Annotated in this window: 9 protein-coding genes; 3 read left to right on the top strand and 6 right to left on the bottom strand. The window is 77.1% G+C overall.

Annotated elements, in window-relative coordinates; genetic code table 11:
• Positions 1 to 97: 97 nt before the first annotated feature.
• From ACGF0D_RS13315 to ACGF0D_RS13335, 5 genes are all read right to left on the bottom strand, one after another.
• A complete protein-coding gene (locus ACGF0D_RS13315; protein WP_392915608.1) occupies positions 98 to 835 on the bottom strand; it encodes a class I SAM-dependent methyltransferase in 738 nt (245 codons plus the stop codon).
• A 214-nt stretch (positions 836 to 1049) separates the two neighbouring features.
• Positions 1050 to 2252, bottom strand: coding sequence for an MFS transporter (locus ACGF0D_RS13320; RefSeq protein ID WP_392915611.1), 1203 nt, complete (start codon positions 2250 to 2252; stop codon positions 1050 to 1052).
• A 139-nt stretch (positions 2253 to 2391) separates the two neighbouring features.
• On the bottom strand, positions 2392 to 2631 hold the full coding sequence (locus ACGF0D_RS13325) for a hypothetical protein (protein ID WP_392915613.1): 240 nt from the start codon (positions 2629 to 2631) through the stop codon (positions 2392 to 2394).
• A gap of 165 nt (positions 2632 to 2796) precedes the next feature.
• Positions 2797 to 4224, bottom strand: a complete 1428-nt coding sequence (locus tag ACGF0D_RS13330; protein WP_392915616.1) for a glutamate-cysteine ligase family protein — start codon at positions 4222 to 4224, stop codon at positions 2797 to 2799.
• Positions 4221 to 5753 carry a flavin monoamine oxidase family protein gene (locus ACGF0D_RS13335; protein WP_392915619.1) on the bottom strand — a complete coding sequence of 511 codons (1533 nt, stop codon included), beginning with the start codon at positions 5751 to 5753 and terminating at the stop codon, positions 4221 to 4223. The genes ACGF0D_RS13330 and ACGF0D_RS13335 overlap by 4 nt, the downstream gene beginning before the upstream one ends.
• A gap of 569 nt (positions 5754 to 6322) precedes the next feature.
• Between ACGF0D_RS13335 and ACGF0D_RS13340 the strand changes: the two genes are divergently transcribed.
• Both ACGF0D_RS13340 and ACGF0D_RS13345 read left to right on the top strand, forming a co-directional pair.
• The gene (locus ACGF0D_RS13340; protein ID WP_392877993.1) at positions 6323 to 6673 is read left to right on the top strand and encodes a hypothetical protein; all 351 of its coding nucleotides are present in this window, start codon (positions 6323 to 6325) and stop codon (positions 6671 to 6673) included.
• 276 nt (positions 6674 to 6949) lie between these two features.
• A complete protein-coding gene (locus ACGF0D_RS13345; RefSeq protein ID WP_392915758.1) occupies positions 6950 to 7582 on the top strand; it encodes a sigma-70 family RNA polymerase sigma factor in 633 nt (210 codons plus the stop codon).
• A gap of 37 nt (positions 7583 to 7619) precedes the next feature.
• On the opposite strand, the gene ACGF0D_RS13350 is transcribed toward ACGF0D_RS13345, so the two are convergent.
• Positions 7620 to 10532 carry a BTAD domain-containing putative transcriptional regulator gene (locus ACGF0D_RS13350; RefSeq protein ID WP_392915622.1) on the bottom strand — a complete coding sequence of 971 codons (2913 nt, stop codon included), beginning with the start codon at positions 10530 to 10532 and terminating at the stop codon, positions 7620 to 7622.
• Between the two features lie 274 nt (positions 10533 to 10806).
• Between ACGF0D_RS13350 and ACGF0D_RS13355 the strand changes: the two genes are divergently transcribed.
• Positions 10807 to 13491 carry a BTAD domain-containing putative transcriptional regulator gene (locus ACGF0D_RS13355; RefSeq protein WP_392915625.1) on the top strand — a complete coding sequence of 895 codons (2685 nt, stop codon included), beginning with the start codon at positions 10807 to 10809 and terminating at the stop codon, positions 13489 to 13491.
• Positions 13492 to 13495 lie beyond the last annotated feature (4 nt).

The following is a 13495-nucleotide window of genomic DNA, read 5'->3' on the forward strand; positions in this document are numbered from 1 at the left end:
CGGTGGATCGTCGGGTTCCCGCTCGCCCGGCCCTGCGGGCCGGGGCGTGTCCGACCATTCCCGTCGCACGCCTGGCGCGAATTGTCGGACACGCCCTCTAGGCCGGCGCGGAACCGCGCGGCCCGGCGACCAGCCAGTGCGCGGGCAGCTCGATCCGGGTGCCGTCGGGGCCGGACTCCGTGGTGGCCAGCGGCAGTTCACCGGTGGCGAGGACGTCCAGGCCGGCGGCGTGGAACAGCTCGGGGAAGGCCGAGTCGGCGACTCCGGCGGGGGCGAGCCCGTGCGAGAACACCAGGCGCAGCTTCGGGGGCGGTCCGGCCGGCCCGCGGGCGAGCTCGGCCAGCACGCCCTTGGCCGCCTCGGCGAGCTCGAACACGAAGGCCCGACCGCGCGCCCCGAGCAGGATGCGAACGGCGTCGACCACCCCGGGGCGGTCGGCCGGTTCGCTCTGGTGGATCACCCCGCGCACGTACACGTTCGCGTCGCCGAGGCGGTGGTGGAGCTCCCGGACGGCCTCGGTTTCGGTGGCGTCCAACCGGGCGAACTCGGCCCGCCCGGCCGGGTCGCCCCGCCGGGCGAGGTCCAGCGCGGCGGCGGACAGGTCGACCCCGAGGACGACGGGGAAGCGCTCGGCGAGGAAGCGGGTCTGGGTGCCGTTGCCGCAGCCCAGGTCGACGACGGGCAGCGCGGGGTCGGCCAGGTGGGGGCGGAACAGCGTGAGGTGGCGTTCGGCGCCGAGGGCCGGTTCCGCGTCCCAGATCACCGAGCCCGGTTCCTCGGGCGCATCACGCCAGAAGCCCTCCCAGGCGCCCAGGTAGCGACTCGTCACGGTCATGGTGGGAACCTCCGGGTGTCACGCAAGGTGTCTGGCTCGTGTCTATCGGTCCCCGGAGTGGGCGGCAAGCGCGTACGGGCGGCCGGCGGCGTTCGCGCGCGGGTGGCGTACGGCGGGCGCGTACGGCGGCGCGCGGGACGGCCTGCGGCGTGCTGGTCGGTGCGCGGGCCGGTGCGGGGCAGTGCGGGCTCGCGCGCGGGCCGGTGCGCGCGCGTCAGCTCGCGGTGCGCGCCTGGCGCAGCAGGTAGAGGCCGGAGACGGCGGCGAGCACGCCCATGCAGGCGGCGAAGACCAGGCCCGCCTGGGCCAGGCCGAGCGGCCCGGCCAGCAGGCCCACCCCGATGACCGGGATCGAGATGCCGAAGTAGGCGACCACGAACAGCGCCGAGAGGGCGCCGCCGCGGTGCTCGGTGGCGGCGGCCGCCGCCACCTCGCCCACCGCCCCGCGCAGGCCCATGCCCTGGCCGGCGCCGCCCACCAGGGCGCTGAGCACCAGCAGGGCGAGGACCTCCCGGGCGAGCGAGCCGGCCAGCAGCGCCAACCCGGCGATCAGCACCAGGCAGCCCAGTGGGATCGCCCGGGCGGTACCGAGCCGGGGCACCAGGAGCTGGCCGAGGGTGGAGGCGAAGAAGACCGTGAAGACCACCAGGCCGACCACCGCGCGGTTGTGGACGCCCAGGTCGGTGGCGAGGAAGGCGGGGCTGACGGAGGTGAACAGGCCCAGCAGGGAGAATCCGGCGAAGGCGGCGACCGCGGCCGGCACGAACACCCGGCGGACCTCCGGCGGCAGGCTCGGCCGGTTGGGCCGGGCCGTGCGCAGCGGGCGGGCCCCGGCGACCGTCTCCGGCAGCAGCCGGGTGAGCGCGAACGAGACGGTGACCAGGCCCAGGTGCACGGCGAACGGCAGCACCAGCGGGTGCGGCGCGTACTGCGAGAGCACGCCCGACAGCAGCGGTCCGCAGCCGAGTCCGCCCATGTTGGCGGCGGTCGCGACGAAGCCCGCCCGGGCCCGGTGCCCGGGCGGGGCGAGCTCCAGCACGTACGCCGTCCCGGTGCCGGTGAACAGGCCCGCCGAGAACCCGGACAGCAGGCGGCCCAGGTAGAGCACGGCCACGCTGTCGGCGGCCATGAAGACCACGGCGCTGGCGGCCGAGCAGGCCAGCCCGCAGAGCAGCACGGGCCGGCGCCCGACGGTGTCCGAGACGTTGCCGACCAGCAGCAGCACGCCGATGACGCCGAAGGCGTACACCGCGAACACGACCGTCACCGTCAGCTCGGAGAAGCCGAGCTTCTCCTGGTACAGCCCGTAGAGCGGGGTGGGCAGGGTGGTGCCCGTCATGCAGACGGCGAAAGCGGCGGCGGCGACGAGGTGGCCCACCCGGGCGACGCCAGGCCGGGCGGTCCGACGATCGGTCATTCGCCCACCATAGGTGCGGCCCCGGACCGGGGCCGTGCCGTGCGGGGGAGCGCTGCGCCGAATGGTTGTCCGCGCCCGGCGCCCGTCCGGGACCGGTCGCCGCCGGTCGCGGACGGGCACGAACGGGCGCCCGGTGGCCTCAGCGGTCCGGGTGCCAGGCGGCTTCGAGGGCGGTGGTGCCGTCCGGCCGGGCCACCGGGTGCCACCGGGCGCGCGGCCCGGCCGGGCGGGCGGACGGGCGGGGCGTGCCGATCGCGCCGAGCACGGTGTTGTCGAGCGGGCTGGCGGCGAGGCGGTCCAGCACCCGGGTGACGGCGGTGCGCAGGCCGTGGCGGCGCACGTCGGGGAGGACGGAATGGAACGTGGCGGGGACGGACATGCGGCTCACCTCCGGGACGACCTGCGGGGCTTGCAGGTGTGATGGGTCCAGCTTCCGCCCGCCCGCGCCCGCCGGGGCCCGGATTGACGCACTGCTGACACTCCGCTGACGACCTGCTGACGCGGAGGTGCCCTCCACGTGGTCGGCCGGTGGTCCGCCGGTGCCTCAGACCCGGTACGCGGCGACGTAGCGGGCCGGGTCGCGGCGCAGTTCGCCGTGCCAGCGCTCGCGGCACTGTTCGGCGAAGGTCCGGCCGGTGGCGAGGACCTCCTCCAGCGGGTCCAGGTACCCGAGCACGTGCGGCGGTTCGAGGCCGGCCGCGATCCGGGCGGCGAGGCCGGCCCGGGCCAGCCGCAGCAGTTCGGCGGCCAGCGGGCGGACCGGGTCTCCGCCGAGCCGGGTGGCCAGGCCGAGGGCGGGCAGTTCGGCGAGTGCGGCCCGGTGGTCGTGCAGGGTGTGACGGCGGAGCAACTCCCAGGCGGCGTCGCAGGATTCGGGGTGGTAGCTGAGCCCGGCCCAGAGCGCGGGGACGGCGGGGATGAACGGGTACGGCGGGCCGTCCGAGGCGCGCAGCTCCAGGGTGTTGCGGACCCTGGTGTTGGTCCAGAGCTGGTTGAGGTGGGCGGCCCAGTGCGCCGGGGTCGGGCGCGAGCCGTCCGGGTAGCCGTGCCGGAGCAGTTCGGCGAAGGTGCGCTCCGGGGGCGCCGGGTGGTAGCGGCCGTCCGGGGTGCGGTAGTGGATCAGCGGGATGCCGAGCGCCCAGTCGACGACGGACTCGACGGTGACGTCGGGGCGCAGCGCGGGCGGCAGCACTCCGCCCCGGCGCGGGTCCATCCGCTGCCAGGCCCAGCACCGGTGGGACAGTCGCCCGCTGGAGGAACTCCCCTCCTGGAGCGGTGAGTTGACGAGCATCGCGGAGACCACCGGGGCGGCGGCCATCTGCATCCGCAGCTTCCGGGTGAAGTCGGCGGGGGAGAGGTAGTCTAGGGTCACCTGGGTGGACAGCGACAGCGCCATCACGTACCGGGCGCGGCTGCCGGGCTCGCCCAGTCCGGTGAAGTAGTCCCGCATGATGGCGCCCCGGGTCATCGGCACCCACTGCATGTCGGCGAGCCGGTCGAAGGGCAGGTAGGCGCCGGGCAGCAGGGCGAGGCCGAACCGGCCGACCAGTTCGGCGAGTTGCTCCAGTGCGGCGCGCATGTCGTCCACCGCCTTGGCCACCGAGGACGCGGGCGTGGAGGAGTACTCCAGCTGGCCGCCGTGTTCGAGGGTGATCTGGCTGCCGTCCGGGAGCAGTACCCCGGTCAGTCGCCCGGCGTCCTCCTGCGGCTCGCCGCCCCACCGGGCCAGCACCGCCTCCAGGACGGCCAGCACACCGTTCTCGCCGGCGTAGCGGGCGGCCAGCCCGGTGGCCGGGTCGACCAGGCCGCACTCGACCTCGATGCCGACCAGCTCACCACGGCCGGGCCGGAACGGGGCGAGCAACTCGGCCCGGCCGAGTGCCGGGGCGGGGGTCGGGCCCGGTTCCGGTTCCGGGGCGGCTGCGGGGCCGGATGCGGTGCCCAGCGCCGGGCCGGGGTCGGCGACCGTCACACCGCCCCCACCCGGGTGACGACCCGGGGGTGCCCCGCCCGGTCGAGCAGCGCGCCCACCGCGCCGAGGGCGGACTGCGCCGCGCCCTGGCACCAGGCGTGGGCGCCGGACAGGTGCTCTCCGGCGAAGAAGACCCGCGGCCGCTCCGCCGGGTACGGGGAGCCGAGCACGCTCAGGTAGCGGCTGTGCTCGCCGGGCGTCAGATGGGCGAACGCGCCGCCGCCCATGCCGCTCTGCACGTCCCAGTTGCAGTGCACGATGTCGTCCACGTCCGCCGTGATGCCCGGGTGGAGCCGTTCCAGGCAGTCCAGCACCAGCGCGTCCCGGTCGGCCGGATCCAGCGCGGCGAAGCGGCGGGCGTTGGCACCCCACAGGTACGCGCCGAGCAGGGCCGTCGGTTCGGCCGAGCGCAGCGGGTCGCGCGCGACCCAGTGCGGGCCGCCGCTGCCGTTGACCCCGTCCTTGCCCTGCACCGCGTTGTCGGAGGGGTACCAGCACTGCTGGATCGGGAGGTCGGTGAAGCTGCCGCCGCCGTGGATGCCGTCCTCCAGCTCCCAGCGGCGGCGGGTGAGGTGCAGGACGGTCTTGATGCTGCTCGCGTAGCTGATGCCGCGGATGGCGTGCCGCTGGGCGTGCGGCAGGCCCGGGGTGACGGTGATCTGGTCGAGCGCGGGTGCCGGGACGCAGCACACCACGTAGTCGACGTCGTCGTGCAGCCGGGCGCCGATCCGCCGGCCGTGGAGCCGGACGCCGTCCGCGGTCAGCGCCAGCTCGTCGACCTGGGTGGAGAGCTGGAGCGTGCCCGGGCGCAGCGACTCGACGAAGGCGTGGATCAGCGCGTCCAGCCCGTCGACCAGCTCGACCTGCCCGCGGTGGAACAGGCCGAAGTAGTCGACCAGCACCTCCAGCAGCGAGGACTGCTCGTAGTGGGCCAGGCCACTGGCGTGGCCGAAGAGGTCCCAGGCGTCCTGCGACAGGTGCTCGTGGACGAACTGCCACAGCGACACCGAGGCCGCCCGCTCCAGCGCCGGGTCGTCCCAGTGGCCCTCCAGGGTGCGGCGCTGCTGCTCCACGGTCAGGGTGCGCCACACCGAGCCGAGCAGGTGGTCCAGCACCGGGGTCGGGGCCTGGCGCTCGGCCGGGCGCAGCTCGTACGCGGGGAACAACGACGCCACGTCCTGCACCCGGACCCGCCGGCCGCGCAGGTGGTAGTAGGCGCGCGGGTTGGAGTTGACGAACGGGCGGGTCGCCAGCCGGAACCGGGAGACGTAGTGCAGCACGCAGTGGTGGTTGCCGGGGATGCGCATGGCGCCGAGGTCCACGTGGGTGCCGTCCCAGAACCGGTGGGTGCGCACCCGGCCGCCCGGCCGGTTGGCCCGTTCGTACACGACGACGTCGAAGCCCCGGCGCTGCAGCTCGTACGCGCACACCAGCCCGGCGACGCCGGCTCCGACCACGGCCACCCGCCCGCGGGCGCCGGCGACCGGTTGCAGCAGCGAGCGGGGGAACGCAAAGCTCGTTTCGAACATCGGCACCGTACCCATCTGAGGCGAGACCCCCGGGCCCAGCCTTGGCCAGGCTGCCCTCGGATGCCACTTCGCGACGCCGATGCGGGTGACGGGCGGGTGACGGGGCGGGGGTGCGGCGGGATGGAGCGGCCGTGGCGGCCTCGTGGCTTCTACCCGAGGTCCGTCCGTCCATTCGCGGGTCTTCGGAAGGGCGTCCTCACCCGGATGCCGCAGCCGGTCGGCGGGCGCGGCCGCCCGGGCCGGGCCGTGTTTTCGGCTCCGGCCGGGCCGTGTGCCCGGCTCGTTCCGGCCCGTACGGCCGGGAGCACGGCTGAAGGAGTTCCTCCGGTTCACCTGAACCGCTGGCGGCGGAGGGCTCGTTGAGCGGGACGGGGTGCACGGAGCGTCCCTTGTCACTTCGGGAGGGGCCGCATCGGAAAACCCTCCGCTCGACCGGCTACCGATCGGTACCTTCGTTCCGGTGGCACCCGGCGCCCGCCGAGTGCCACCGGACACCACCGAGTGCGATCGAGTGCGACCGAGTCGGAAGGAGCGTGAGTCCCGTGAACGGGACGGGGGAGGGACCCGGTATGACCGCGGACGGACCGGAGGCCCGGGAGTTCATCGCGGCCCTGGTGCGGTCGGGAGCGCCGAGCGTGGCCGGGCCGGCCACGTTGGCGGTGCCCGAGGCGGCGGCGGGAGAGGTGATCGCGGTCGCCCGGCGGCTGGCGCTGCGCGCGGTGCCGGAGGGCCGGCTGTGGCCGCGGCCCGCGCCGGGGCTGCTGGGCCTGGCGACGGCGCTGGTGGTGGACGAGCACCCGTCCGCACCCCGGTGGTCGGCGGCGGAGCGCCAGCGGCTGGCGACCTGGGTCGCGATGCTGATCGAGCACCGCGGCGAGGACGGGGTGAGGGAGCTGCTCCGGGTGCTCGCCGAGGACTGACCGGCCCGGGCCGGCGGGGCCCCGACGGAGCCGCGGCCGACGGCCGCTAACGACCGGCCAACGGTCGTCGGCGTCCGCCAACGGCGGCGTCCGCGGCCGGGCGGAGCGCTGCGCGCGGAGGCGTTGGCCGATCCTTGGCGCGGACTTGGCGGCCTCCGGCAGTGTGCTGGTGCAGCCACCGCCGGGAATGCCCGGCCGGTGCCCAGCACGCCTGCCCGTGCTGCGACCTCTGCCCGTGCTGCGCCCCTTGCCCGACCTGAGAGGTAGCGCGTGTCGATGCCGCCCGTCGCCCAGTCAACGTCCGCCACTCCGCCGCCCGGGGGTCCCGCGGACGCGCCGGAAGGTACCGGCGCCCCGGCCCGTCCCACCCTCGACCCCGACACGCTCGCCGAGATCCACCGGCTGCACGGCGGCTACCTGCTGCGCTCGCTGCTGCGAGCCACGGGCGGGGACCGGGGCAAGGCCGAGGACATCCTCCAGGAGACCCTGCTGCGCGCCTGGCAGCACCCGGAGGCGCTGGCCGCCGGCCCGGCGGCGAGTCGGCCCTGGCTGTTCACCGTGGCCCGGCGGATCGCGATCGACCACTACCGGATGGCCGCCGCCCGCGCCAAGGAGGTGATCGGCGAGCCGGTGGAGGACCGGCCGCTCGCCGACGACCCGTACGAGCAGGTGGTGGTGGCCCGGGACATCGCGCTGGCGCTGCGCCGGGTGCAGAAGCACCACCGCGAGGTGCTGGTCGAACTGCACCTCGAGGACCGCTCGGTGCTGGAGGCCTCGGCCCGGCTGGGGGTGCCGCCGGGGACGGTCAAGTCCCGCAACTTCTACGCGATCCGGGCGCTGCGCCCGGTGCTGGCGGCGGAGCACGGGTACGCCCCGCCGGAGCACGGGGCCGCCTCGGCCACCGGCTGACCGGGCCGGCGGTGGCCGAGGCCCCGGGCGACACGCCTCAGTCGTGCGCGGGCCGCCGGCCGGCGCGGAGGTCGAGCGACTCCTCCAGACCCGTGGTGAACTCGCTGAGGTAGCCGGCCTGCCGGTCGTGCGCGCGGAAGCGGTCCAGCGCCCTGCGCAGCCGTCCTCCGGCCTCCGGCTCCCGGCCCCGGGCCGTCAGGTGGGCGGCGTAGGCCTGTTCGGTCACCGCGTGCAGGTACAGCAGGCCGGCCTCCTCGCACGCGGCGAGCAGCCGGTGCCAGGCGAGGTCGGCGGCGTCGTCGCGGACGGTCGGCGGGAGGGCCTGGGCCTCGGTCAGCAGCGACCAGAGGTGGACCTGGGTGACGGGCGTGGCGGGCAGCAGCTCCCGGGCCTCGCGGGACCGGCGCTGGGCGCCCTCCCGGTCCCCGACGGCCAGGCTCACCCAACCCTGGTGCACCTTGGCGTCGACCAGCCGGCGGCGGTCGCCGGACTCCAGCGCGAGCGCGGTGGCGGAGGCCGCCAGCCGTTCGGCCTCGGCGCGGTGGCCGAGCATCACGGTGACCAGCGCCAGCGTGGCGAGCGCCCGGACGCGCGCGGACGCGGCGGCGGGCCCGGTCGCCGACTCGACGGCGGCCACCGCCCTGCGCGCCGCCTCCGCGGACTCCGGCCGGCGTTCCAGCGCGACCAGGGCCTGGGCCCGGCAGGTGAGCAGCAGCGCGACCGCGACCGGGTCGCCGCACCGTTCGGCCGCCGCCTGCCCCAGCCGGGCGCCGGCGAGCCAGTCGGTGAAGCGGCTGGCGCCGTAGTAGAGCGAGCCGCAGGTCAGTGCGAGCCGCCAGGCGCGGGCCGGATCGGTGTCGGGGGACGCGACCAGTGCGGAGATCGCGGGTTCCTCGGCGTCGAACCAGTCGAGCGCGGTGCGGATGTCGACGGCGGCGGGCACGGCCTGCGCCGGAGCGGACGGTGCGGCGGCGGGCGGGGCGGTGTCCTCCTGGCCGGGGTCGAGGAAGGAGCCGCAGTGCCGCAGGGCCGTGAGGTAGTGGTCGGCCAGGCGTTCGCGGAGCAGCCGGCGGTGCTGTTCGGGCCGTTCGGCGAGCAGACCGGTGCCGTACAGCCGGACCAGGTCGGTACGGGCGTGGCGGCCCGGGGCGGTGCCGGTGAGCAGGTGGTGGGAGGCCAGTTCGCCGAGCGCCCGGTGGGCGGTGGCGGTGTCGCTGCCGAGCAGCGCGGCGCTCGCCTGGGCGTCCACCTCGCGGCCGGGGTGCGCGGCCAGGGCGGTCAGCAGCTCGGCAGCGGGTTCGGAGAGCCGGCGGTGGGTCAGCCGGAGCCGGCCGGCGACGGAGAGCGTTCCGTCGGCGTCCAGGACGGCCAACCTGGTCCGCTCGTCGGCGAGTTCGGCGACCAGACCGGCCACCGTCCAGTCCGGCCGGGCGGCGAGGCGGGCGGCGGCGATCCGCAGGGCGAGCGGCAGGTGGTCGCAGAGCCCGGCGAGCCGGGCGGCGGCCTCCGGCTCGGCGCGCAGCCGCTCCGGCGTCAGGGCGCGCTCCAGCAGGTGCAGGGCGTCGTCCTCGGGCAGCGCGGCCAGGCGCAGCAGGCCGGCCCCCTCCAGGGCGACCAGGCCCTCCAACGGGCCCCGGCCGGTGACCACGGCGGTGCCGGTCGGTCCCGCGGGCAGCAGGTCGGCGACCTGCTCGGCATCGGCGGCGTCGTCCAGCAGCACCAGCAGCCGCCGGCCCCTGGTGCGCTCGCGGTAGAGCGCGGCCCGGGCGGCGCGGTCGGCGGGGATGTCCTCCTCCGGCACGCCGAGCGCGCGCAGGAAGCCGGCCAGCACGGCCTCGGGCCGGGCCGGGGCGTCCGGGGCGTTCGGGCTGCCCGGGGCGTTCGGGTCGGCCAGGGCGCCCGGGGTGTTCGGGTCGGAAGGGGCGAGGCCGTGCAGCTCGGCGTGGAGCACACCGTCCGGGAAGCGGCCGGCGGCCCGGTGCGCCCAGGCGGTGACCAGCGCGCTCTTGCCGACCCCGGCCGGGCCGACCACCAGCACCGGGCCTTCTCCGGAGCGGTCGGGGCCACAGGCCCGGTCGAGGCGGGCCAGGTCGGCGAGACGCCCGACGAAGTCCGGGTCGCGGCGCGGGAGTTGGCGTGGGGTCGGCGGGGCCTGCGGGGTCGGCGGTGCCGGTTCGGCGGCCGGCGGAGCGACGGGCGGCCGCTCCGCCGCACGGTCGTCGGCCAGCACCTCCGCGAGCGCGGCCCGCAGCGCCGGGCCGGGGTTGATGCCCAGCTCGTCGGCCAGCCGCACCCGGGCCCGGTGGTAGGCCGTCAGCGCCTCGGCGGGCCGGCCCGCCTGGTGCAGGCAGCGCATCAGCAGCGCCACCAGCTCCTCGCGCAGCCCGTCCACCCGTACGCCCTGTTCCAGCAGCGGTACGGCCGACGCCCCGGTGCCCTGGCCCAGCCGCAGGTCGGCCCAGCGGACCAGCACGGAGGTGCGGGACTGCTCCAGCCGGTCCACCGCGGCGGCGCGCAGGGGAGTGTCGGGCAGGTCGGCCAGCGCCTCGCCGCGCCACAGCCCCAGCGCCTCCTCCAGCAGCGCGACCGCCGCGGTGCGGTTGTCGAGCCAGGCCTGCCGGTCGGCCGCGGCCGCGAGCTCCTCGAAGCGCAGCGCGTCCACCGCACCGACCGGCCCGTCCAGCAGGTAGCCGGAGTCCCGGGTGTGCAGTTCGAACGGGGTGTCGGCGAGCACCTTCCGCAGCGCGGCGACGTGCCCCTGCACGGCCGCCCGCGCGCTCGGCGGCGGCTGCTCGTCCCACAGCATCTCGCACAGCTGCTCCATGGTGACCAGACGCCCCAACCGCAGCGCCAGCAAGGCCAGTACGGCCCGCCGCTGCGCGCCCGCCACGCCGTCGAAGCCGTCAGCCCCGACCCGCAACTCCACCGGCCCGAGCAGCCGAATCCGCACCAGTACCCCCGTTTCACCGCGAACCGCACATCACACCCGAAGCCTCGGGGTGGAGCAGTGTAGTGCGACATGGTGTCCCGTCCGAGCCGGACGGGGCTCCCGCCGCAGGCCACCCCCCTCCGAGGGGATGCCACCGAGGCGCCCGGCGGTTGCAGGGGCGTGGACGCCGCGCCCGGTGTCGTATCCGCCGGGTACCGTACGGCGGAGGTCAAGAGCCCGGTCGGCCCTATCCTCGATCCGGCCGGGAACCGATGGTGGGGAGGGGAACGGGCGCGTGCACATCGATCTGCTCGGACCGATGGCGGTGCGGCGGGAGGACGGGACGGCGGTGACGCCCTCGGCGCCCAAACGCCGGGCGCTGCTGAGCGCGCTCGCCGTCCGGCTGAACCGGACGGTGGCCACCGAGGAGCTGATCGAGCTGGTCTGGGAGGGCAGCGCCCCGCCCACCGCCCGCGCCGCCCTGCAGGGCCACGTCACGGCGCTGCGCCGACTGCTGGACGGCTCCGGCCTGGAGCTGGGCACCCGAGGGGCCGGCTACCTGCTGGCCGGTGAGCCCGACCGGGTCGACGTGCTGCACTTCGGCCGGCTCTGCGACCAGGCGGGCGTGCTGCTCCCCGAGCCCGCCGTCCCGGGGGAGGGCGCCACGGCGGACCGGGCACTGTTCCGGCTGCGCGCCGCGCTGGACCTGTGGCGCGGCCCGGCGCTCGCCGACTGCGGCTCCGCCCTGCTGCGCGAGCGGATCCTCCCGTACCTGACCGACCTGCGGCTGCGCGCCCTGGAGCGGCTGGCCGACGGCCTGCTCCGGGCCGGGCGGGGCGGCGAGCTGGCCGCCGAACTCGCCGAGGCCGCCGACGGCCACCCCGCCCGGCAGGAGCTGGCCGTCCGGCTGGTGCGCTGCCTGGAGCAGGACGGGCGGAGCGCCGAGGCCCGGGCGCGGTACGAGCGCGCGGTGGCCCGGCTCACCGGGCCGCCCGGCCCGGAGCTGCGCCGGGCCGGCGAGCGGTACGGTGCCAGGCCCGAGGGCAGCCGGACGGCCGGTGCCGGGCCCGCCGGTGCCGGGCCCGCCGCCGACCCCCGGCCCGCCGCGGACCCCCGGTTCGTCGGCCGGAGCGCCGAACTCGCCCGGCTGGAGCAGGTGTTGCCCGCCGCCCGGGACGGCCGCCCGATCCTGGTCACCGGCCCCGCCGGGGTCGGCAAGACCAGCCTGGTCCGGTACTGGACGGCCCGGCGCGGCGACGCCCACTTCCCGGACGGCATCCTCCGCGCTGACCTGCGCGGCTTCGACCCGGAGGGGCCGCGCCGACCCGCCGAGGTGCTCGGCGAGCTGCTCACCGCCCTCGGCGTCGCCCCGGACGCGCTGCCCGCCGAACCCGAGGACCGCGCCCGCCGCTACCGCGAACTGACCGGTGGTCGGCGGATGCTGGTCGTCCTGGACGACGCCGCCGACTACCCGCAGCTCGCCCCGCTGCTGCCCGACCCGCCGGCCACCGACAGCGAGCCCGCCCCGGTCACGATCGTCACCAGCCGCAGCCGGCTGCGCCACCTGCTGGTCCGCACCGGCGGCATCCCGCTGCCGCTGGGCGTGCTCGGCCCCGATGAGGCCGCCGCCCTGCTCGCCCGCACCCTCGGCGCCGACCGCACGGCCGACGAGCCGGAGGCCGTCGCCGAACTCGCCGAGCGCTGCGACCACCTGCCACTCGCGCTGCGGCTGGCCGCCGCCCACCTGGCCGCCCGGCCCGACTGGTCCGCGGCCGACCTCGCCGCCGAACTCGCCGACGAGCAGAGCGGCCTGGCCGCCCTCTCCGGCACCGGCGCCACCCACGGCCCGCTCGGCCTCACCGCCGCGCTGGACCGGACGTACCGCACCCTGGCCCCCGACGCCGCCCGGCTGTTCACCCTGCTCGGCCTGCACCCCGGCGCCGAGATCGGCACCGACACGGCCGCCGCCCTCGCGGACCTCCCGCCCGCCATCGCCCGCACCCTGCTGAACCGGCTCGACGCCGTGCACCTGCTGGAGGAGACCGGCCCCGGCCGGTACGCCCGGCGCGAGCTGGTCCGCCGGCACGCCGCCGCGCAGGCCGCCGAACTCGGCTGCGAGGAAGGGGTCCTGGCCCTCGACCGGCTGATCGCCCACTACCTCGACGTCACCGCCGGCTGGACGTCCGAGGGCACGGCGGCCGACGGCCGGGCGGAGGACTGGTTCCGCCGCGAGGAGAGCGCCCTGCGCGCGGTGGTGCTCTGCGCCGAGCAGAAGGACCGGCCCACCGCGGCCTGGCAACTCGCCCACCGGACCTGCCCGCTGTACGAGACCACCGACCACGACCGGACGCACTGGCGCGCCGTGGTCGAGGCCGGGCTGCGCGCCGCGCACGCGGACCGGGACGAGGCGGCGATCGCCCGGCTTGCCACCGACCTCGCCGTCCTGCACGTCGACCGCGCGGCCCACCGCACCGCCGCCGACCAGCTGGAACGCGCCCTCGCGGCCGCCGACCTGGCCGGTGACCGGGCGCTGCGCCACCACTGCCGCAGCCGGGTGGCCACCGCCCTGCTGCGGGCCGGCCGGTACGAGCGCGCGGTACCCATGCTGGGCGACCTGGTGGCCGCCGCCCGCACCTCGGCCACCGACCACCTGCTGGTCCGCGCGCTCACCGACCTCGCCGACGCACTGGTCCTGGCCGGCGAGCCCGAGCCCGCCCTGCGCCACGCCGACGAGGCGGTGCGCGCCGCCACCGCCCGCTCCGGCGGTGCCGAGGCCGTCCTCGCCACCCACAGCCGGGCCCGCGCCCTCCACGCCCTCGGTCGCCGGGACGCCGCGCTCTCCACGGCCCGACTCGCCGTCGCCCTCGGCCGCACCGTCGGCGACCCGGCCCTCGAAGCCCGTTCCCACACCCTCCTCGCCGACCTGCTGGACGCCCTCGGTCGCACGGCCGAGGGCGCGGAGGCGAGGCGGCTCGCGTAGGGAG

It is taken from the genome of Kitasatospora sp. NPDC048298 (assembly GCF_043201465.1).
In the GTDB taxonomy this organism is placed as follows: Bacteria; Actinomycetota; Actinomycetes; order Streptomycetales; family Streptomycetaceae; genus Kitasatospora.

Bases quoted from the DNA above. Each gene is read 5' to 3' on its own strand.
- ACGF0D_RS13345 (WP_392915758.1), top strand. From the start codon at position 6,950: ATGCCGCCCGTCGCCCAGTCAACGTCCGCCACTCCGCCGCCCGGGGGT.
- ACGF0D_RS13325 (WP_392915613.1), bottom strand. From the start codon at position 2,631: ATGTCCGTCCCCGCCACGTTCCATTCCGTCCTCCCCGACGTGCGCCGC.
- ACGF0D_RS13340 (WP_392877993.1), top strand. From the start codon at position 6,323: ATGACCGCGGACGGACCGGAGGCCCGGGAGTTCATCGCGGCCCTGGTG.
- ACGF0D_RS13335 (WP_392915619.1), bottom strand. From the start codon at position 5,753: ATGTTCGAAACGAGCTTTGCGTTCCCCCGCTCGCTGCTGCAACCGGTC.
- ACGF0D_RS13315 (WP_392915608.1), bottom strand. From the start codon at position 835: ATGACCGTGACGAGTCGCTACCTGGGCGCCTGGGAGGGCTTCTGGCGT.
- ACGF0D_RS13320 (WP_392915611.1), bottom strand. From the start codon at position 2,252: ATGACCGATCGTCGGACCGCCCGGCCTGGCGTCGCCCGGGTGGGCCAC.